20 protein-coding genes are annotated in these 18721 nt (G+C 66.3%); 12 read left to right on the forward strand and 8 right to left on the reverse strand.

The features are described 5' to 3' along the window. The first annotated feature begins 37 nt into the window (after nucleotides 1-37). The 3 genes from MUG95_RS04760 to MUG95_RS04770 are packed head-to-tail and all read left to right on the forward strand — an operon-like array spanning nucleotide 38 to nucleotide 2040. The gene (locus MUG95_RS04760) at nucleotides 38-391 is read left to right on the forward strand and encodes a cupin domain-containing protein (protein ID WP_247009929.1); all 354 of its coding nucleotides are present in this window, start codon (nucleotides 38-40) and stop codon (nucleotides 389-391) included. A 25-nt stretch (nucleotides 392-416) separates the two neighbouring features. After that, a complete protein-coding gene (locus MUG95_RS04765; RefSeq protein WP_247009930.1) occupies nucleotides 417-1226 on the forward strand; it encodes a hypothetical protein in 810 nt (269 codons plus the stop codon). Between the two features lie 22 nt (nucleotides 1227-1248). Beyond that, on the forward strand, nucleotides 1249-2040 hold the full coding sequence (locus tag MUG95_RS04770) for a DUF7537 family lipoprotein (RefSeq protein ID WP_247009931.1): 792 nt from the start codon (nucleotides 1249-1251) through the stop codon (nucleotides 2038-2040). Here the strand turns inward: MUG95_RS04770 and MUG95_RS04775 are convergent. Beyond that, entirely contained in the window at nucleotides 2037-3338 is a 1302-nt protein-coding gene (locus MUG95_RS04775) for an NADP-dependent isocitrate dehydrogenase (RefSeq protein WP_247009932.1), read from the reverse strand. The genes MUG95_RS04770 and MUG95_RS04775 overlap by 4 nt on opposite strands. A 156-nt stretch (nucleotides 3339-3494) precedes the next feature. After that, complete coding sequence (locus MUG95_RS04780; RefSeq protein WP_247009933.1) at nucleotides 3495-5000, reverse strand: hypothetical protein; 1506 nt, start codon at nucleotides 4998-5000, stop codon at nucleotides 3495-3497. Nucleotides 5001-5258: 258 nt separating this feature from the next. On the opposite strand from MUG95_RS04780, the gene map reads away from it, so the two are divergent. After that, nucleotides 5259-6152: a type II methionyl aminopeptidase gene (gene map / locus MUG95_RS04785; RefSeq protein WP_247009934.1), complete on the forward strand. Its 894-nt coding sequence runs from the start codon at nucleotides 5259-5261 to the stop codon at nucleotides 6150-6152. 85 nt (nucleotides 6153-6237) lie between these two features. Here the strand turns inward: map and MUG95_RS04790 are convergent, their stop codons facing one another. Next, entirely contained in the window at nucleotides 6238-6438 is a 201-nt protein-coding gene (locus tag MUG95_RS04790) for a DUF7835 family putative zinc beta-ribbon protein (protein WP_247009935.1), read from the reverse strand. Between the two features lie 259 nt (nucleotides 6439-6697). Here MUG95_RS04790 and MUG95_RS04795 point away from each other — a divergent pair, with 259 nt between their 5' ends. Beyond that, nucleotides 6698-7240: an HIT family protein gene (locus tag MUG95_RS04795; RefSeq protein WP_247009936.1), complete on the forward strand. Its 543-nt coding sequence runs from the start codon at nucleotides 6698-6700 to the stop codon at nucleotides 7238-7240. Nucleotides 7241-7289: 49 nt separating this feature from the next. Continuing rightward, nucleotides 7290-8237: a cation diffusion facilitator family transporter gene (locus MUG95_RS04800; RefSeq protein ID WP_247009937.1), complete on the forward strand. Its 948-nt coding sequence runs from the start codon at nucleotides 7290-7292 to the stop codon at nucleotides 8235-8237. Between the two features lie 11 nt (nucleotides 8238-8248). On the opposite strand, the gene MUG95_RS04805 is transcribed toward MUG95_RS04800, so the two are convergent. Further along, entirely contained in the window at nucleotides 8249-9511 is a 1263-nt protein-coding gene (locus MUG95_RS04805; protein ID WP_247009938.1) for a tRNA (N(6)-L-threonylcarbamoyladenosine(37)-C(2))-methylthiotransferase, read from the reverse strand. 202 nt (nucleotides 9512-9713) lie between these two features. On the opposite strand from MUG95_RS04805, the gene MUG95_RS04810 reads away from it, so the two are divergent. Continuing rightward, nucleotides 9714-10217 (forward strand): PPC domain-containing protein, encoded by a 504-nt coding sequence (locus tag MUG95_RS04810; protein ID WP_247009939.1) that lies wholly within the window; start codon nucleotides 9714-9716, stop codon nucleotides 10215-10217. Between the two features lie 11 nt (nucleotides 10218-10228). Here the strand turns inward: MUG95_RS04810 and deoC are convergent, their stop codons facing one another. After that, nucleotides 10229-10870 (reverse strand): deoxyribose-phosphate aldolase, encoded by a 642-nt coding sequence (deoC, locus tag MUG95_RS04815; protein ID WP_247009940.1) that lies wholly within the window; start codon nucleotides 10868-10870, stop codon nucleotides 10229-10231. A 79-nt stretch (nucleotides 10871-10949) separates the two neighbouring features. On the opposite strand from deoC, the gene MUG95_RS04820 reads away from it, so the two are divergent. The 4 genes from MUG95_RS04820 (at nucleotide 10950) to MUG95_RS04835 (ending at nucleotide 14905) form a co-directional block, all read left to right on the forward strand. After that, nucleotides 10950-11786, forward strand: coding sequence for a DUF63 family protein (locus MUG95_RS04820; protein ID WP_247009941.1), 837 nt, complete (start codon nucleotides 10950-10952; stop codon nucleotides 11784-11786). 259 nt (nucleotides 11787-12045) lie between these two features. Beyond that, on the forward strand, nucleotides 12046-12639 hold the full coding sequence (locus MUG95_RS04825; protein WP_247009942.1) for a hypothetical protein: 594 nt from the start codon (nucleotides 12046-12048) through the stop codon (nucleotides 12637-12639). A gap of 55 nt (nucleotides 12640-12694) precedes the next feature. Then, nucleotides 12695-13420, forward strand: a complete 726-nt coding sequence (locus tag MUG95_RS04830) for a guanosine phosphorylase (protein ID WP_247009943.1) — start codon at nucleotides 12695-12697, stop codon at nucleotides 13418-13420. 39 nt (nucleotides 13421-13459) lie between these two features. Then, nucleotides 13460-14905 carry a universal stress protein gene (locus tag MUG95_RS04835; RefSeq protein ID WP_247009944.1) on the forward strand — a complete coding sequence of 482 codons (1446 nt, stop codon included), beginning with the start codon at nucleotides 13460-13462 and terminating at the stop codon, nucleotides 14903-14905. On the opposite strand, the gene MUG95_RS04840 is transcribed toward MUG95_RS04835, so the two are convergent. After that, nucleotides 14902-16065 (reverse strand): NAD-binding protein, encoded by a 1164-nt coding sequence (locus tag MUG95_RS04840; RefSeq protein ID WP_247009945.1) that lies wholly within the window; start codon nucleotides 16063-16065, stop codon nucleotides 14902-14904. The genes MUG95_RS04835 and MUG95_RS04840 overlap by 4 nt on opposite strands. Nucleotides 16066-16234: 169 nt before the next feature. Here MUG95_RS04840 and MUG95_RS04845 point away from each other — a divergent pair, with 169 nt between their 5' ends. Beyond that, a complete protein-coding gene (locus MUG95_RS04845; protein ID WP_247009946.1) occupies nucleotides 16235-16513 on the forward strand; it encodes a ubiquitin-like small modifier protein 1 in 279 nt (92 codons plus the stop codon). On the opposite strand, the gene MUG95_RS04850 is transcribed toward MUG95_RS04845, so the two are convergent. Then, the gene (locus tag MUG95_RS04850; protein WP_247009947.1) at nucleotides 16500-17435 is read right to left on the reverse strand and encodes a GNAT family N-acetyltransferase; all 936 of its coding nucleotides are present in this window, start codon (nucleotides 17433-17435) and stop codon (nucleotides 16500-16502) included. The two genes, MUG95_RS04845 and MUG95_RS04850, sit on opposite strands and share 14 nt — an antisense overlap. Beyond that, complete coding sequence (gene gatD / locus MUG95_RS04855; RefSeq protein ID WP_247009948.1) at nucleotides 17426-18673, reverse strand: Glu-tRNA(Gln) amidotransferase subunit GatD; 1248 nt, start codon at nucleotides 18671-18673, stop codon at nucleotides 17426-17428. Before gatD ends, MUG95_RS04850 begins: the two co-directional genes overlap by 10 nt. Nucleotides 18674-18721: the final 48 nt, after the last annotated feature.

Genomic DNA, 18721 nt, shown 5'->3' on the forward strand with positions numbered 1-18721 from the left:
GCGGTACGCTTAGGTGGACCGCACGCGACGCGTGCGTATGGACACCGCCGCACTGTCCGAGCGAGAGACGGTCGAGGTCGTCCCGGGCGTCCACCTGACGCAGTTGGCCGCGGGTGAGCGCACGAGCGTCCAGCACTTCCACATCGAACCCGGGGCCGAAGTCCCCGAACACAGCCACCACCACGAACAGTCCGGCTACGTCTACAGCGGAACGCTGGTCTTCGAGTTGGCCGGCGGGACAGTTCGAGCAGGCCCGAACGAAGGGTTCTCGATTCCGAGCGAGGAGCCACACGCCGCCGAGAACCGCGGCGACGAGCCAGTACAGGGTATCGACGTGTTCTCGCCGCCACGGCCGAACCCCGACTGGGGCGAGGCCGCGCCGAACGGTTAGGTAGCTCCGTCACGTACCGGAGGCAATGGGTTCTCGGCGTCGGCTGACGCTCGCCGCGGTGCTGGCCTGCTGTCTCGTCCTCGCTGGCTGTAACGCCATCGGAGGTGGCGAGCCGACGCCGAACGTGACGCCCGCACCGGTGCCGGACACCACGCCCGCCGGTGTCTCCGGCGACGGCCTCGACGTGGACAGACTCGCCGACGCGCACCGCGCCGCGCTCCTGGCGACCAACTACACGATGGAGATAGAGGAACGGGTCGTCATCGACGGCCGCGTCCGACGAGTCACGACCCGCCGCCGCGAAGTCGCGCAGGGAGCACGCGCGTACGCTATCGACCGCCGCGAGCGGACAGTCGAGTTCTCACCGTCGAACTACGCCGGTGCCACCGGGTACTGGTACAACGGAACGGTCGAGTTCATCAGGTACAGCAACGGGACGACACCGGCGTACGCCCGGTTCGAGAGTGGTGGGTCGGGTCCATTATCCGACCCGACGGAACACCGAACGGTCGCCGGACTGTTCGCCGCGTTCGCCGTCGAGGGGACCGCTCCGACACGGCGGGCGAGCGGCGAGTACGTCGTGCGGCGCGACACGCTGACCGCACCCGAGCAGATACCGGGGACAGTGTACATCGTCGCGCCCCGGAACGGGACGCTCCGGGCAGTCGTCGACGAACGTGGTATCGTCCGCCGGTACCGCGTGACCTACACCGGGACGCTCGCGGGCACCGAGCGAACCGCACGGGTCGTCCGCGAGACACGGGTCACCGACGTCGGCACGACGCGTGTCCGTCCGCCAGCGTGGGTCGCGGCGGCCCGCCGAACTGTTAGGTGACTCGATACCGTACTCCGTGAGGATGGTGCTTCGTTCCCTCGGTGTCGTCGCGCTGGCCTGCTGTCTCGTCCTCGCTGGCTGTAACGCCATCGAGAGTGGCGGGGGGACGCCGACGGTTACACCGGCACCCGTCCCCACCGACGAGCGGGCTGTACCAGCGGGAGGGGCGGCTGGCTCCTCGACGCTCGCCACCCGCCACGCGACCGTTCTCGCGGCGACCAACTACACCGTCGTGACACGCGAGTACATCGCGGCCGGGAACCGAACCCTCCGCGTCGACAGGAACAGACGTGAAGTCGCACGAGGTGGCACGGCGTACTCCCTCCAGCGCGAACGGAAAGTCAACGCGGCGCGGACGGCCACCGTCGCGCCGCGTGTCGCCTACTGGTACAACGGGACCCTCGCCGTCGCTCGGACGTGGGCCACCGAGGAAACGTCCTACCACGTGGCACCGAACGCCACCGGCCCGCTGGTGACGCCCTCCGAACGCGCCACGCTCGCGCGCTTCTCGGCCGTGTTCGAGTTGACGGCGTTCGAGGTGACGACGGGGACCGACGAGGGTGGCACGGTGTTGCGCTCGACACGGGTCAAGAATCCAGCGGCGGTGCCACACGCGTCCTTCGTCGAGCGACCGCGGAACGCGTCGGTCGTCGTCCGCGTGACGGAGGCAGGCCACGTCAGTGAGTACAGGTACACCTACGAGGGGACTGTCGTCGGGATGAATACGAGCGTCCGAGTCGTCCGGCAGACGCGGTTCGTCGCCGTCGGTGAGACCGACGTGACGGCACCGGAGTGGGTGGAACGCGCGGATTAAGCCAAATCGCGGATGTTGTCGGCGACGACTCGGGCGTACTCGCTGGTGGCGAGTTTCTCGCCGCCCTGAATCTGGCGTTCGATGTCGTAGGTGACCTTCTTCGCCTTGATGGCCTCCTCGACGGCGTCGCGGATGAGTTGGCCGGCGTCCTTCCAGCCCATGTACTCGAGCATTATCTTGCCCGAGAGAATCATCGCGGTGGGGTTGACCTTGTCCTGTCCGGCGTACTTCGGGGCCGACCCGTGGACGGGTTCGGCGAGACACCGGCCGTCGCCGAAGTTCGCGCCGGGTGCGATGCCGAGGCCGCCGATTTGGGCACCACAGGCGTCCGAGAGGTAGTCCCCGTTGAGATTGGGCATCGCCAGCACGTCGTAGTTCTCGGTCCGAGTGAGAATCTGCTGGAGCATGTTGTCGGCGATGCGGTCGTTGACGACGACGGCGTCGTCGGGTGCCTCGCCGTCCCGCTCTTCCCAGAGCGTGTCCTCGGTGATAACCTCGCTGCCGTACTCTTCTTCCGCGACTTCGTACCCCCAGTCGCGGAACGCGCCCTCGGTGAACTTCATGATGTTGCCCTTGTGGACCAAGGTGACCGAGTCGCGGTCGTTTTCGAGGGCGTGGTCGATGGCCTTGCGGACGAGTCGTTTCGTCCCGAACTCGGTGATGGGTTTGACGCCGATGCCGACCGCACCGTCGTGAATCGTCTCGTCGAAGCCCATCTCGTCCTCGACGAACGCACGGACTTGCTCCACTTCCTCGGTGCCGGCCTCCCACTCGATGCCGGCGTACACGTCCTCGGTGTTCTCGCGGAACGTGACCATGTCCAACACGTCCTCGGTGTTCTCGCGGAACGTGACCATGTCCATCTGGTCCGGGCGCGTGACCGGTGACGGGACGCCCTCGATGTGGTACGTCGGGCGAACGTTCGTGTAGAGGTCGAGTTTCTTCCGGAGTGCGACGTTCAGCGAGCGAAAGCCCGCACCGACGGGCGTCGTGAGCGGGCCTTTGATACCGACGTTGAACTCGCGGAACGCCTGTAGCGTGTCCTCGGGGAGGTTCTCGTCGTACTGCTGGCGTGCCGTCTCGCCGGCGTAGACGCGCATCCAGTTGATGTCGCGGCCGGTTGCCTCCGCTGCGGCTTCCAGCACCATCTGTGCCGCCGGACCCACGTCCGTCCCGATACCGTCCCCGTAGATAATCGGTATAATAGGGTCGTTCGGAACGTCGAGTTCGTCCGCCGACGCGTCTACCACCTCGATTGTCTCCCCGTCCGCTGGCACATCGACCTTCTCGTAGGGCATATGTCTGAACATCACACGTCGGGCTAAAAGGCCTACCGCTTCCGCAGAAACTATCGACAACGTTCGGGAAGATTATTCGCGACAGGAGCGGCGTCGGCCGTTCGAAGCCCAGTCAGAACCGAAAGGCAGTGGCCGCATCACCGCCGTCTCGGGCCGTCAGGGTGTCGCTGTTTCCGACTCCGCGTCCGTGTCGGTTTCTGTCTCGGTCTCCGTCTCGGTGTCCTGTGCCTCGTTCGGTGCGTCAGTCGTCTGGTCAGTGCCGCCGACGGTCAAACTCCGGACAATCGACATGTCGTTCGTCCCGCCAGTCTGGGTTATGCTGCCGGACGCCAGTCCCGCCGTCGTCCAGTTGAACGTTACCGTCCGGGTTTCGAGTGGCTCGAAGACGAGGAGTTCTCGGTCCGGGGACTGGAACCCTGCACCGTACGTGACGTAGTCGGCACTGCGCCCGTCCTCGGTGTTCACGACGGTCAGTTCGACCGAATACCGTGTCGGTGCGTCGACTGTCTCGGGCGCGTCGAAGGCCGTGACGATTAGCGGTCGGTAGTTCGGCCCCAGTCGCGCCTCGGCGCGTGTCGCGCTAGCACGTTCGGCGGTCACGTTCTCGACGACTGTGGTCTCCTGTGCCGACTCGGTGTCGTCCGCCGGTGGAACCGGCGTCTGCTCGTCCGTCGCGTTCCCGTCGTCGGTTGCGTTGTCGTCGTCGGTCTGGTCCCCGTCAGTCTGATTTCCGACCTGTCCCCGAGCGAGTTGGCCTGCCTGCGAGCCGTTCGTCGCGTTCTCTGCGTCGGTTCCGTTCCGGGACGCCGTCTCGTCGTCCGAAGTCGTCGTTTCGGTCGCACCGTCCGAATCTGTCTCTGGTGCGTCGGTTCCGTTGTCGGCTCCGCCGGGTCGGGTCGTCGTCCCCTCGGGCAGTGTCACGACCATCTCCTCGACGGTCAACTGCTCGACGGACATCTGGGTGACTTCGACACGCTGTCCCTCCTGTGCCGTCGTCGCGTCGAGACTGCTCCCTGCCGTGGTGCCGTTCGGTGCTTCAGTTCCGTTGTCCGCCATTCCCGTCTCGTTGTCCGACATCTCCGACTCGGTGCCGGCCTCAGTCTGGTTGTCCGCCATTCCCGTCTCGTTTCCGGCGTCCGTCACGGTATCCGACATCTCCGACTCGCCGGGCGACTGGAACGAGAGCGACGAGACACGGAGCGTCTCCACCGAGAGGTTCTGTATCGCGAGCGATTGGATGGTCGCTTCCGCGGCGGGCGTCTGCTGGGCCGCGTCAGCGGTCACGTCGGTCCCGTCCGTCTCATTTCCGACGGTGTCGTTCCCGGTACCGTTGTCCGCCGGCGTCTCCTGTCCGGTCGTCTCGACGCCGAGGTCCGCTGGCGTCACGTCCGGGAGAGAGAGCTGTTCGACCGTGACGTTCGCGTACGTCCCGCCGTCGAGCGTGGTGTTTTCGGCGTCGACTGTCTCGACGGTCAGCCGTTCGATGGTGGCGTTCGCAATCGTCGCATCCGCGACTTGCAGTTGCTGTACCGCCACGTCCCGAAGTTCGACGGTCGTGTCGGCTGTCGCTGTGCCAGTGCCCGTCGTCCCGACGCCGGCCGCGACTGGCGCGGCGACGAGTCCGAGTGTCAGTAGTACTGCCGTGAGTTGCTGTCGTCTCATCCGGTTCGGCGGTTCCCCGAGTCGAGCCATAAACGCCACAGACCGTTGCACCCCGTCGCCGACTGTTGTCGGCGGTAGGACTCGGTTATCGACAGAAGGAGGGCGTCTGACTGGGGCCACATCGAGTGTCGGCGGTCGGGTCGTGGCAACTGTTGTGCGGCGAGTAATCGTTACTTTCCGCGCGATGTCTCGGCGGGGTGCGGATGCTGTCCCCGGCCGAACACAACTCCTTTGCCGCCCTTGGCCGAACTGGCGGGCATGAGCGACGTGGACCTCGACGCCGAGCAGTACGAGAAACACCGAGAAGCAGGCGAAATCCTCGCCGAGGTGCGCAACGAGGCCGCAGAGCGCGTCGAGGTCGGGGCGAGCCACCTCGAAATCGCCGAGTGGGCCGAAGAACGCATCCGTGAACTCGGTGGGCAACCGGCGTTCCCGGTCAACATCAGCATCGACGAGGAGGCGGCCCACGCGACACCGAGCGTCGACGACACGACGACGTTCGGCGAGGACATGGTCAACCTCGACATCGGCGTCCACGTCGACGGGTGGCTGGCCGACACAGCCGTCACCGTCGACCTATCCGGGAACCCGGAACTGGCCGAAGCGTCCGAGGAGGCACTCGACGCCGCCCTCGATGCGGTCGAGCCGGGCGTGGCGACGGGCGAACTCGGCGCGATAATCGAGGATGTCGTCGATGGCTACGGATACAATCCGGTCGTCAACCTCACCGGCCACGGACTCGGCCACTGGCAACAGCACACTCCGCCGAACATCCCCAACCGCGCCGTCGAACAGAGTACCGAACTCGAAGTCGGCGATGTCGTCGCCATCGAACCGTTCGCCACCGACGGCGGCGGCAAGGTCAGCGAGGGGAGCGACGAGGAGATATTCGCACTGGAGAGCGAGGGGTCGGTCCGTAACCGTGCGGCTCGGCAGGCACTCGAGCAGATAACCGAGGAGTTCCGCACGCTCCCGTTCGCCACCCGGTGGCTGGACGTGAACCGTGCCGAGATGGCACTGCGCCGCCTGAAGCGACAGGACATCCTCCACGGCTACCCCGTCCTCAAGGAGTCGGAGGGCTGCCTCGTCAGTCAGAAAGAACACACCGTCATCGTCACCGAGGACGGGTGTGAGGTCACGACTCGCCTCTGACGGGCCACTCGTTCACAACTCTAAAAACGCCGGTCGGCAGTCGAAACGGGGGATGTCGAGGGCGGGGAAGTGACAGGGAGTCCCGTTACTGGTTGTTCATCCGGGTCTCAGTCTGGACGCCGCAGACGCGGCATTCGCTGACCCGGTAGGGCTCGCGCGAGAACTCCGCGTTCTTCGCGATGGAACTCTCCGTCAGTATCTGCACGGAAACGTCGTGAGGCGTCTCTCGTCCACACTCCGCACAGTCCTCCGTCATCCCCTCTGGGGAACCGTCGATGGCTGACATTACACCTCGAACTGGGCGAGTGTTCCGCATAAAAACCCCATTCCGTTCCACATCGTTTAGACCGTTTTTCGACAGACGTGACTCGAATTCTACCGCCCACGCCCTCAGAATCGCCTAGACTGTTTATAAACAATCCTGAGCAGTTTATTCGGTCGAGTTTGGACAAACGGCCGGAGTTTTTATAAGTAGCCTGTACACCCCACTCGGACACGGGACCCGCTTCGTCGGTGATATGGCGGTGGGTGGGCACAGTGCTGGTATGGAGCAGGTGTTCGCCCCGTGGCGCATCGACTGGATAGAGCGGTCGGACAAGAACGCCGACGTGGAGGGCTGTGTGTTCTGTGCGTTCGCCGACGACGAGGACGAGGCCGAGAACAACGTCGTCGCGCGGAGCGACCACGCGTTCGTCCTCCTGAACAACTACCCGTACAACCCCGGGCACGCGATGGTCATCCCCGAACAGCATACCGGGGAGTACGGCGACCTGAGCGACGAGGAACTCCTCGACCACGCGCGCCTGAAACAGCGGACCCTCGACGCACTCGACGACGCCATGCATCCGAACGGGTTCAACACCGGGTGTAACCTCGGCGGTGACGCGGCCGGCGGGTCCATCGACGACCACCTCCACACGCACGTCGTGCCGCGCTGGGAGGGCGACACCAACTTCATGCCGGTCATCTCCGACACGTCGGTCATCGTCGAAGCCGTCGAGGACACCTACGACCGCCTCCACGAGGCCTTCGCCGCCCAGTCCGGGACGACGGTTCCCGGCGAAGGCCGTGCCGTGCGCGTCGAGTGACCGACCGCGGTGGGGCGACTTTTTATCCCCGGTCACGAAAGAGCGGGTAATGGCACGGGCGTCCGCGCTCCGGCGGGTCGGACTTCTCGTCCTCGCCGTCAACGGTGCTCTCGTCCTCGCCAAGGGAGCGGTGTGGTACCTCACCGGGAGCCTCGCCGTCGGGTCCGAGGCGGTCAACAGCCTCGCGGACACCGCCTACAGCGTCGTCATCGTCGCCGGCCTCTACCTGACGACACAGCCACCGGATTTCGAGCACCCTCACGGCCACGAGCGTATCGAGCCGTTCGTCGGGTTGTTCGTCGCCATGGGCATCTTCGCGGCCGGTGGCGTCGTCCTCTGGCAGGCCGGGTCGACGCTCCTGAGCGGCGACGTGACAGTCACCCGGAACCCGGCAGCGATAGCGGTCCTCGCGGTAGCGGCGGGCGCGAAGTTCCTCCTGTATCGCTACTGTCTGGCGGTCGGTCGGGAACACCGCTCGCCCGCCGTCGTGGCCACGGCCGTCGACAACCGCAACGACATCCTCACCGCCGTCGCCGCACTCGTGGGGGTCCTCGGTGCGTCAGCTGGGTTCCCGTTGTTGGACCCGGCGGCCGCGCTCCTCGTCGGTATCGGTATCTTCTACACCGGTATCGAGGTGGTTCGGGACAACGTGGACTACCTCGTCGGGGCCGCCCCACCCGAAGACCTCCGCGCCGAAATCGTCCGCAGGGTGCTCGCCCATCCCGACGTCGAGGGCGTCCACGACGTCATCGCCCACTACGTCGGCCCGGAAATCGACGTTTCGATGCACATCGAAGTGGAGGGCGACCGGACGCTCATGGAGGCACACAACATCGAGACCGAAATCATCAGCCGGGTCCAAGACCTCGCGGAGGTCGACGACGTGTTCGTCCACGTCGACCCGAAAGAGGCCGGGGAGTGGAAAGAGGACACGGACGTGGACCGCCTCGTCGGGGGTCGGTGGGGGGCCGACGGCGGCGGGTCGGAACGCGACTGAGCGGCGGGCGTCTACAGCGGTTCGCCGAACGCGTAGACGGTGTTGTGGCTCGTGATTTCGACATCGACCGTGTCACCCACCGAGAGTCCGCGTGTCTCGCCGTCCGCGACGACCACCTGCCGGTAGGCCTCGTCGTAGCCGACCAGCGACTCCTCGCGCCCGTCCTCCGTGAGCAGGACCGACTGTTCGGTGCCGACCATCGACTCGTAGGCGTCGGCCACCACGTCCATCTTCAGTTCGGTCATTTCCTTCGAGCGGTCCTTCTTCGTCTGCCCGCCCAGGCCCTTCATGTCGTCGGCGTCCGTACCGGGCCGTTTGGAGAACCGCGTGACGTTTATTTTCTCGGGCCGCGTCTCGCCCAGGAGTGCGAGGCTCTGTGCGTGGTCTTCGGGTTCTTCGGTGGGGAACCCGGCGATAAAGTCCGTCGAGAGCGTCCAGTAGTCCAGGTACTCGTCGAACGTCTCGACTACCTCGACGTACTCCGCGACGGAGTGTTGGCGGCGCATATCCGCGAGTACGTCGTCGCTCCCCGACTGGACCGGCGCGTGCAGGAAGTTGTACAGTTTCTCGTTCTCGGCGAACACGCGTGCCAACTCCTCGCGGACACCGTGGACGCCCTTCGGGTTCGCCATCCCGACCCGGACGCGGAACTCTCCTTCGAGGGCACAGATGCGGTCGAGCAGTTCCGGGAGGAGACTCTCGCCGTGATTGCGGTCCCAGCCGTAGACGCCGGTGTCCTGTCCAGTGATACGTATCTCCTTCGCGCCCGCGTGGACGAGCGAGCGCGCTTTCTCGACGTTTTCCTCGACAGATGGGCTGTCGATACGCCCGGTTGCCTGCTTCGTGATGCAGTACGAGCAGTCGCTCATACAGCCACGGGCGATGGGGAGGATGCCGACGACGCCGTTCAGGACCGGTTCGGTGTCGGGGGTCACGGTCGGACACTCGCCATTCAGAACGTGTTCCGGGACATCGTCCCAGTGGAGGACTTCGGCGTCTACGTCGTCGGCGTCCCGGAACATATCACCCTGTGCCAGTGCCATACAGCCAGTCACGACGAGGTCACCTGGCGTCTCGGCGTCGAGTTCCGCGGCCCGGCGGAGCATGTTGCGCTCCGTCTTCTCCAAGACCGTACAGGTGTTGAGGATGGCAACGTCGGCCTCCTCGGGGCCGTCGGCGGGGTGGTGGCCGCCGTCTCTGAGTGCCCGCTCTATCTGCTGGGTCTCACCTCTGTTGGAGGTACACCCGTACGTCTCGATGTGGTAGCGGGCCATCACCGATACCTTTCGTCCGGGCGGGCAAAAGGGCGACGAATCACCCGTCAGTAGCGGGGTACGTACCACGTCGGTCGGATAGGTTGGGGTTGCTCCGGGTAACGTCGGGCACATGCTGTCATGGTAGTGTATAACTAATCCTGTCGGGGGTAACGCCACAACCGCGTTGCTGCTCCCGGACCCCCACCGGGCTTCATCACACATGACAGGACGAACATTGCTCGTGGTACTCGTCGCGCTCGCGCTCGCCGTGGGCGCGGGCCCCGTACAGGCACAAGTATCGACCCCGAACAACGGGACCGGCGACAGCCCCCTCGATACGGAGCCCAACGACGGTTTCGCGAACGCGACGGCAGTCGGTGACGGGACGTACGGGGGCCTCACTATCACCGAGGGCGACGTCGACGTGTACGCCGTGAACGTCACCGCCGGACAGCAGCTCTCGGCCCGTATCGAGTTCGAGAGTAGCGTCGGAGATTTGGACATGGTACTCGTCGACCCGGACCGCGTGGTGCCGCTCGCGGTGAGCGACGGCATCGCCGACAACGAGTCGATTACCTACGTCCCCCGGACGAACGCGACTTACTACGTCGGCGTGTACGGGTTCGCGAACGCCACGGGGTCGTACACGCTCACGGTGAACGGCACGGCGGAAGATGCCCGCGATGAAACCGCTGAAACACCGGTTTTCGAGCCGATTGGCTGAGAGTCGCCGGGCTACACGCCGTCTGTCGCCTCGCGCCACTCCCGAGCGATTGTCGCCCCACTGCTCGCCCCGATTCGCTCGGCCCCGGCGTCGAACATCGCTTCGGCCCGCTCCCACGACCCGATACCGCCGCTGGCTTTGACCGGGCGGTGCGCCGCCATCCGCTCGACGGCCGACACCGTCGCGCCGCCGTCCGCGAACCCGGTGGCCGTCTTGAGTATGTCGGCGTCGGCGTCGGCCGCCAGTTCACAGGCACGGTCCAGTTCCGCGTCGGTCAACAGCGGTGCCTCGACGATGACTTTCACCGGCGCGGAGACGGCGGCGACCGTCTCCGCGATGTCGCGGCGATACGCGTCGTCGGCACCGGCTTTCAGCAGGCCGGCGTTCGCAACGACGTCGAGTTCGTCGGCACCGTCCGTGCGGGCCTGTTCGGCTTCCGCGACTTTGACTCCGGTCTCGTGTTGGCCGTGTGGGAACCCCACGACGGTTGCCACGGTGGTGTCCGGCGCGTAGTTCGTCGCCAAGTCGACGTGACAGGGCGGAACGCACGCGTTCATTCCGTGTTCGATAGCCTCGTCGAGACAGGAGAGAACCGCCTCGTCAGTCGTCGTCGGACCGAGAACCGTGTGGTCGATACGCGCCGGAACGTCCATGCCTCCGATAGTCGGAGTGAGGACAAAAAGCCGGTGTGTGGACCGGAACCCTTTCGGTAGGGGACACGCCCTCTCAGATATGTTCAACGTCGTCGCAGGGATACTGCCCAGCGGCCTCGTCGTCCCGCCGGTGCCGTATCTGGTCGTGCTCCTCGTTGGAAGCGTCGCCGTCGGTGGAGCCCTCGCCGTGCTCCGCCCCCGCGTCACCGACCGCGTCGTCGTCGGCTTCGCACCGTGGATGGTCGTCGGAGCGGCACTCCACGCGCTCGTCCAACTCGACGCCGCGCCGCCCCAACTCGTGCCGCTGTTCGCCGCGCCAGCGGTGTACGTGACGACGTTCCTCGTCGCAGGCGGCGTCTGGGCAGCGTTCGCGGCAGCAGACGGAGAGCGGGTCGCGGTCGGTATCGGGTCGGTCGGTGTCGTCACCGGGGTGGTTGCGGTAGCCACGGTACTCCGAGTCGGAGTCAGTCGCGGAACGGTCAGTGTGGTGTATCCAGTCGCCGGCCTCGTCGCGAGTCTCGCCCTCGCCGCGGGTGCCTACTGGCTCCTCGGACGCGTCTACGAGTCCGTCCCGGAACGGGTTGGAGCCGTGGGGCCGGTCGTCGTGTTCGGACACGCGCTCGACGGCGTCTCCACTGCCATCGGCGTCGACCTGTTCGGCGTCGGGGAGCGAAGCCCGCTGCCGCGGGCGATAATGGAGTTCGCTGGCGCGCTTCCAACGGAACCGGTCATCGGGAGCGGGTGGCTGTTCGTCCTCGTCAAACTGGGTATCGGTACCGGCGTCCTCGTCCTGTTCACGGACTTCGCCGAAGCGGAACCGACACAGGCGAACGCGCTCCTCGGAGTCGTTGCGGCGGTGGGTCTCGGCCCCGGAGCCCACAACCTCCTGTTGTTCACTGCTGTAGGAGGCCTTTGAGTGCGTTCGGAAAGGAGAAACGTCGGGATGAGGGGGAACCGCGGCCCGGTGGTGTTGGACGGGGGTCGGGTCGGGGTTTCGGATACGTGGACAGAGAGCAGGGACGAGCATCCCCGCAGTCCCACGCTCCTACTTCCCGTTGAGAGAGCCAAGAACATAAACCTTGCCTGCCGTGAAGCTTATTTCGCGCATACGAAGTGGCTATCTTGCGTGATTATACTCCCCAAACTTAATGCGGACACACGAAATATGCAGGTGTATGCCTTCAGGAGCGGGGTCGGACGACTACCCACAGGCACCAGCCCAGAAGGCCCGCGACGAGAACATCGTCGCGGTGTTCGAGACGACAGACGACCCCGTACTGACGACGTCTGAGGTAGCCGACGAACTCCCTATCGGAAAGCGAGCGACGCTCAATCGGCTGGAGAGTCTCGTCGAGCGTGGTGAACTCGAATCGAAGGACGTGGGTGTCGGCCGCGTGTGGTGGCAGATGACGCCCGAGCCAGTACCAGCGTCGCCACCGGAGCAGTCGGTCCCCGAAAGCGGTCCCGCACCCGGAACAGAACTCGATGCGGCGGAGTCGGAGAGTGCCCGGTGGTCGTTCGTCGGGAGCCTCGGTCGGCACTCGATTTATGCCGGTATCTTCGTGTTCGGGTTGTTGATGGCCGAATCGGTGACGCCCCAGCAGTTGCTCCCGATACCGGTAACTCGTCTGTTCCTGACCGCATTCGTGTTCTTCCTCATCGGATTCCCGGCTCGCGGCCTCTACCGGCTGAAGCAGTTCCTCGATACACACGACGGCATTCCCTACGTCGAGTCGCTCCTCGGGGGCGACGACGACGCCGTAGCATAGCCGCGTCGCTATCGCGACTGACAGCCGTTTTGTAGCCGGTCGCCCAAACGACGGTATGGCGAAACAGCCACACCTCCTCGTCGAATCGGGCGACCTCCACGACATCGCGCTCGTCCCGGGCGACCCCGACAGAGTCGACCGCATCGCCAACCACTGTGACGAGTCGACCGTCGTCGCACAGAACCGGGAGTACAGACTCGTCAACGCGACGTACGAGGGGCGCGACCTGACGATTTGCTCGACCGGTATCGGGTCGCCGTCCGCCGCAGTCGCCATCGAGGAACTCGACGCCGTCGGCGTCGAAACCGTCATCCGGGTGGGGACGACCGGCGCGTTGCAGTCGGGCATCGAAATCGGAGACATGGTCGTAGCGACGGGCGCGGGCAAAGACGAGGGGACGACGAAGCGATACGAGAGTGAGACGGTACCAGCCGTGCCGGACTACGCGGTGCTCTCGGAACTGGTCGATGCGGCAGAGCGGAACGACGAGGACGTGCACGTCGGGCCGATAGTCACGGACGACGCGTTCTACGCGGAGACAGAGGAGTACGTCGCGGACTGGGAAGCCGCCGGGCTGCTGGCAGTCGAGATGGAAGCCGCCGCGATATTCTCGCTCGCTCGCCGCCGCGGGATGCGTGCTGGAGCCATCTGTACGGTCGACGGCAACTTGGTGGAGGGAACGCAGAAGGGCGAAACGGACGACGGAGAGTTACCTTCGAAGGCAAAGAACAACGTCGAGCGGGCGATTCGGCTCAGTCTCGACGCGGCGACGCGGTTGTAAGGTCACAACCGCTTTGTGTCAGCCAGCGTATTGACTACCATGCTCGAACAGGTCCGGGAGCGTCTGCGCGCCGTGACGACGCGTCTCCGGCGGTTGGAGCGACGGGAGGTACAGGATTTTCGACGCTGGCTCGAAAACACCCGGAACCTCGTCCACATCTCCGTGTTGCTCTTGCTCCCGCTGCTGATGGGTGTAGTGACCGCACTCTCGAACGCGGTGACGGAACTCCCGTTCCTCCTGTTCCCGCCGCTCGCCTCCGGGACGTACACGCTGTTCTCACAGCCCGAGAGTCGGTACGCCTCGCCCCGCCGCTTCGTCGGCGGATTGACCGGCGGTGCGGCCTGTGGCTGGGTGTCGCTGGAACTGGTCAGTCGGCTCTGGTACCAGACGACACCGGAGGCGGTCAGCGTCTCACCGGGCGCGGTCGCACTCGGTGTCCTCCTGACCGGCGGCGTGACGTGGCTCCTCGACGTGGAGGAGCCGTCGGCGTTTTCGGCCGCTCTGCTCGTCTACGTCGTCGATTTCACTCAGACGACGCAGAGTACGTACGTTCTCAGCGTCCTTCTGTCGAGTTCGCTGGTCGCCGCCGTCTTCGTCCTCTGGCGACGCGAGTTCTACGAGCAGCGAGCCGAGTACCTCTACCAGTCGACGAAGGGCGACGACCACGTGTTGATTCCGATGCGGACCGAGACAGCCGGTCGGACGGCGATGCTCGGCGCGCGCCTCGCGGCCAGCCACGACGCTGGCAAGGTGGTACTCCTCGACATCGTCGACGAGAAGTCGGTCGCCGAGGCGGAACGGCAGTTCCTCGACGACGATGGTGACGGGGAGGCGACGCGGGAAGCGGCCGAGACAGTCGCGACAGCGGCCAAGCGACTCGAACAACGGGCCGACCGCATCGAGACAGAAGTCGGCGTCCCCTGCGAAGTCGTCGTCGCTGTCGGTGGCGGAACCCCGGCGACCACGGTACTCGACGCGGCCGCCGAGACGAACTGTGACCTCGTGGCCACACCGTACGAACAGCGACACGGGAGCCTCTCGCCGTTCATCCGGTCGCTATTTCGGGGTAACACCGACGTACTCGTCCACCGGTCTCAGGACGAGCGGACGGAGTGGCGTCACGTACTCGTTCCCGTCAGGCGGGCCGGTGACGTGGCACACGCGATGGTCGATTTCGCGCTCCGGTTGGCCCGGGGCACCGGCCAGGTCGGCGTCGCGAGTTGTATCGGCGAGGAGGAGAGCCGCCGTCGGGCGGAGTCGATGCTCGCCGACCTCGTCGAACCCTTCGCGGGAGCCATCGAGACGCGCGTCGCCCGGTCGAGTATCGAGCAGTTCCTCGCCGACCACGCGAGACAGTACGACCTCGTCATCATCGGCGCGAGCATGGACCGGAGTGCCGCCTCGCGGTTCATCTCGCCGCCGACCTTCGAGCGACTGGCGGACCTCGACTGCGACGTCGCCATCGTGGACCGGAACTTCAGTTAGTCGGTTTCTGCGGGCGGTTCGTCCAACAGTGCCTCGGCGAGCGACTCGGCGTTGTCGTCGCCGAGTGCCGACTCGACGATGAGGTGCCCGCCGATGACCGCGGGGCTGATGACAGTGTCCGCGCCCGCACGGCGGAGTTTCTCGACGTTCTCGCGGTCGGTGGCGGCCGCGACGACGCGCACGTCGGCATTGAGTGCCTTCGCGGTGAGGATGGCGAGGGCGTCGTTGGCGTCGTTGTTGGTCGCCACGACGACGGCACGGGCGTCCCGGATACCGGCGCGTTCGAGCGGTTCCTCGTCGCTCGGGTCCGCGGTGAGGATGTGGATGTCGCGGTTTCGGAGGCGTGCCGCCGTCTCCGTGTCCGGTGTGACGACGACGAACTCGGCTACCGATTCGAGTTCGTCGACTATCGGTTCGGTCAGGTCGCCGTAGCCGAGGACGAGAACGTGGTCCTCGAGCAGTTCCAGTTGTTTGTCGGTCATGGTTCCGAGTGCAGTCGCGAGGCGGGCCTCGATGGCGGGGCCGAGGAGCGACCCGAGTGCCAGCGCGAAACTCGCAGTCCCGAGGACGACCACGGACATCGAGAACAGTCGCGCCCCTTGTGACGTGGCCGTCACGTCGCCGTAGCCGACGGTACTTGCGGTGACGATGGTGTAGTAGAACGCGTCAGTCAGCGTGACGACCCCGTCGAACTCCTCGCGGAGCGTGTACGCCCCGGCCGTCCCGTACAGCATCGTCCCGACGAGTGCCGCCAGTGCCGCCAACTGCGTCGTCGACAGGTCGACGCGCCGGTCGAACCGCCGGAAGTTGACGAGGAGGGTCGGTATCGACAGCAGCGACAGCACGACGAGCGGGTACGAGATGACGTTCGACTGTGCCAGCCCCTGTACCGCCGTGACGGGCATCAGCAACAGCGTGGAGTACCACGCGAGGCGAAGCCCACGGCGGAGGCCGAGCGTACTCCCCAGTACGAGAAAGCCGGTGAGCGCGCCCGTGAACCCGGCGGCTCGCTCCACGGACGCCGGGATGTACGGCGACAGCGGACCGGAGACGGTCGTCGCCCCGATGTTGAGAACACCCGTGGTAAAAGATAACAACGCGACGGCTGTCGTCAACAGCACGGCGACGCGCGCTTGCACGAACACGGGCCGGGACGCCATGTCCCCTACTCCGACAGGGGACAGAATAAAACCGCCGACGAACGCTGTCCCCCGTAGTCGTCTCTCACACGCAACGGCGTTTCCGATGTTAGTCGAGCAAACACGTGCGGACACGCGGGGGGAACTGAACCCCGGAACCCTCTTTGTCGCCGCGCGCCCTCTCCCGGGCATGGAGTGGAAGCTGTTCGCCAATCTCGCGGAGACTGTCGGGGACAAACACGTAACCGTCGACGTGGGGCCGGGCGCGACGTTCGGCGAGGCACTCGACGCCCTCCTCGACGCCCACCCGGAACTCCGGTCCGAGGTCCTGAACGACGACGACGAGTTGCGCGACCACATCCGCGTCCTCCACAACGGCGACAACCCGTTCGTCGAGGGCGACGGGCGTGAGACGGAACTGGCCGAGGGCGACGAACTCGCGCTGTTCCCGCCCGTCAGCGGCGGGTGACTCGGCCCGTGAGGTCGGCCTCGAACACGAAGTCGCCGCCGTCGTCGAGCGTGACGCCGGCGGCCGCCGCGTCGGCGACGTGTCGCGGCGTCTCGGGTATCAGGACGCGCGTCCGGGCCGCCCCGACGTCGGCCGCGTCGCGAGCTATCGCCGCGAAGAGCGTCCGTGCCGTCGGGAGGTCGGCCCACGCCGCCACCCCGTACTCGGCCCATCGGTTCCCGTCGGCCTCCCGTTCGTAGTCTCGCACTCGGTAGGCGAGTCCGCGCGTCCCGTCGCCATCACCGACCGTGAACACCCGCGTCTCCGCGGCGGCTCGACGGAGGTGTTCACGGGTGAGTTCCTGTATCGCCCACGACTCCGAGAGCGAGAGCGCGAGGCCACCGAGGGCGTCGCGGGCGTCGCTCCGGCACCAACAACTCCACGCGGCGTCCGGACTGTCGGTGACCACGCGGTCCGTGTCGACACTGGCGTCGGCGTCCGGTTCCGGGTGGACCCACCGGAACGACGCGGCGGCGTCGTACCCGAGTCGGCGTGACGTGGCGAGTCCGGCACGGTTCCACGAGAACACGAGGTTACGGCAGACCGTCGCACCGCACTCGGCGGCCCAGTCGAACACTCGGTCGTTGAGCGCGCGTGCGACGCCAGTCCCGCGGTGGTCGGGGTGAACGCGGATACCCTGTGCCCACGCCTCGTGGTCGGAGAGCAACACCCCCTGACAGAGCCCGACGACATCGCCGTCGCGCTCGGCGACGAGGGTCCGCTGGTCCGGGCCGTCGCTCTCGACCCACTCGGGGAAGACGCGCGGCACGTAGTCCGTCACGTCGCGGTCGGCCCACGTCTCGGTCGTGAACGACGCGACGGCGTCGTGGTCGGCCGGGCGGGCCTGCCGGACCGTCGTGCCACCGTCGCCCGTCACTCCCACGGGACGGACCGGTCCTGTCTCTCACCCGCCAGCGACCGCCTCATCGCGTCGGCCGGGTTGTCAGCGTTGGCGAGCGTCCACATCAGTTTGACCTTCGCCGTCTCGGGGAGGATGTCCTCGCCTTCGACGACGCCGGCGTCGAGCAGGTCCCGCCCGGTGTCGTACACGCGGTCACAGACCCGGCCTTCGAGGCACTGACTCGTCATTACGACGGTCGTTCCGTCGGCGGTCAGGTCCTCGACGACGGGTATCCAGTCGGTGTTGACGTGACCCAGCCCCGTCCCCTCGACGACGACGCCGGCGGCACCGTCGGCGGCCGTCTCCAGTAACGCGGGGTCGGCCCCGGGCGTGAACTTCACGAGTTCCACGTCGGTTTCGAGGGCAGGCGCGATGGCGAGGTCCGTCGCGCCGCGCTCGGCGTGGTCGCGGTGGAACGTCACGTCCTCTGTCTCGTACTCGACCCGCCCCAGCGGTTTCGCGCCGACCGTCTCGAAGGCGTCACGGCGGGAGGTGTGGTTCTTCCGTACCCGCGTCCCGCGGTGGAGCGCGCAGGCCTCGTCGGCCTCGTCTTCGTGCATACAGACCAGCACCTCCGCACAGTCGGCCTTGGCCGCCTCGACGGCACAGACGGCGTTCATCACGTTGTCCGAAGACGGGCGGTCGGCCGACCGCTGGCTCCCCGTGAACACGACCGGAACGGGCGTGTCGAGCATGAACGCGAGTGCCGACGCCGAGAACTGCATCGTGTCGGTGCCGTGCATCACGACGACGCCGTCCGCCCCGGCCTCGATTTCCTCGTGGACCGCGTGTGCGAGTTCCTGCCACACGTCGGGCGTCATGTTCTCCGAGAGGATGTTGGCGACGACGCGCCCGCGGTAGTTCGCCCGGCCCGCGAGGTCCGGCACCGCCCGCAGTACGTCCTCGGCGTCGAACTGTGCGGTGACGGCACCGGTTCGGTAGTCGACTGTCGAGGCGATGGTCCCGCCGGTGGAGATGAGTGCTATCGTCGGCAGGTCGTCGTCGAACTCGATTTCGGACGCACTGTCGGTGTCCTGTGCGTCGGCCACGTCGTAGACATCCGATTCGAGTACGTCGACCGTCGCGTCGGCCCTGTCGACGCCGACGTTGTAGCCACTCGGCAGTTTGACGACGAGGTTGTCCGCCGTCGTCGAGGGCAGGAGGACGCCCTCGTAGCGTTGGTCCGCGCGCTCGACCCGGACCCGGTCCCCTGGGTTCATACCCTCCGGTACCGGACGGTCGGACTTGAAACCACCCTTTCCCGGGAA

This window comes from Halorientalis litorea (assembly GCF_023028225.1).
Taxonomy (GTDB): Archaea; Halobacteriota; Halobacteria; order Halobacteriales; family Haloarculaceae; genus Halorientalis; species Halorientalis litorea.

Bases quoted from the DNA above. Each gene is read 5' to 3' on its own strand.
- MUG95_RS04760 (WP_247009929.1), top strand. From the start codon at position 38: ATGGACACCGCCGCACTGTCCGAGCGAGAGACGGTCGAGGTCGTCCCG.
- MUG95_RS04765 (WP_247009930.1), top strand. From the start codon at position 417: ATGGGTTCTCGGCGTCGGCTGACGCTCGCCGCGGTGCTGGCCTGCTGT.
- MUG95_RS04770 (WP_247009931.1), top strand. From the start codon at position 1,249: ATGGTGCTTCGTTCCCTCGGTGTCGTCGCGCTGGCCTGCTGTCTCGTC.
- MUG95_RS04775 (WP_247009932.1), bottom strand. From the start codon at position 3,338: ATGCCCTACGAGAAGGTCGATGTGCCAGCGGACGGGGAGACAATCGAG.
- MUG95_RS04780 (WP_247009933.1), bottom strand. From the start codon at position 5,000: ATGAGACGACAGCAACTCACGGCAGTACTACTGACACTCGGACTCGTC.
- map (WP_247009934.1), top strand. From the start codon at position 5,259: ATGAGCGACGTGGACCTCGACGCCGAGCAGTACGAGAAACACCGAGAA.
- MUG95_RS04790 (WP_247009935.1), bottom strand. From the start codon at position 6,438: ATGTCAGCCATCGACGGTTCCCCAGAGGGGATGACGGAGGACTGTGCG.
- MUG95_RS04795 (WP_247009936.1), top strand. From the start codon at position 6,698: ATGGAGCAGGTGTTCGCCCCGTGGCGCATCGACTGGATAGAGCGGTCG.
- MUG95_RS04800 (WP_247009937.1), top strand. From the start codon at position 7,290: ATGGCACGGGCGTCCGCGCTCCGGCGGGTCGGACTTCTCGTCCTCGCC.
- MUG95_RS04805 (WP_247009938.1), bottom strand. From the start codon at position 9,511: ATGGCCCGCTACCACATCGAGACGTACGGGTGTACCTCCAACAGAGGT.
- MUG95_RS04810 (WP_247009939.1), top strand. From the start codon at position 9,714: ATGACAGGACGAACATTGCTCGTGGTACTCGTCGCGCTCGCGCTCGCC.
- deoC (WP_247009940.1), bottom strand. From the start codon at position 10,870: ATGGACGTTCCGGCGCGTATCGACCACACGGTTCTCGGTCCGACGACG.
- MUG95_RS04820 (WP_247009941.1), top strand. From the start codon at position 10,950: ATGTTCAACGTCGTCGCAGGGATACTGCCCAGCGGCCTCGTCGTCCCG.
- MUG95_RS04825 (WP_247009942.1), top strand. From the start codon at position 12,046: ATGCCTTCAGGAGCGGGGTCGGACGACTACCCACAGGCACCAGCCCAG.
- MUG95_RS04830 (WP_247009943.1), top strand. From the start codon at position 12,695: ATGGCGAAACAGCCACACCTCCTCGTCGAATCGGGCGACCTCCACGAC.
- MUG95_RS04835 (WP_247009944.1), top strand. From the start codon at position 13,460: ATGCTCGAACAGGTCCGGGAGCGTCTGCGCGCCGTGACGACGCGTCTC.
- MUG95_RS04840 (WP_247009945.1), bottom strand. From the start codon at position 16,065: ATGGCGTCCCGGCCCGTGTTCGTGCAAGCGCGCGTCGCCGTGCTGTTG.
- MUG95_RS04845 (WP_247009946.1), top strand. From the start codon at position 16,235: ATGGAGTGGAAGCTGTTCGCCAATCTCGCGGAGACTGTCGGGGACAAA.
- gatD (WP_247009948.1), bottom strand. From the start codon at position 18,673: ATGAACCCAGGGGACCGGGTCCGGGTCGAGCGCGCGGACCAACGCTAC.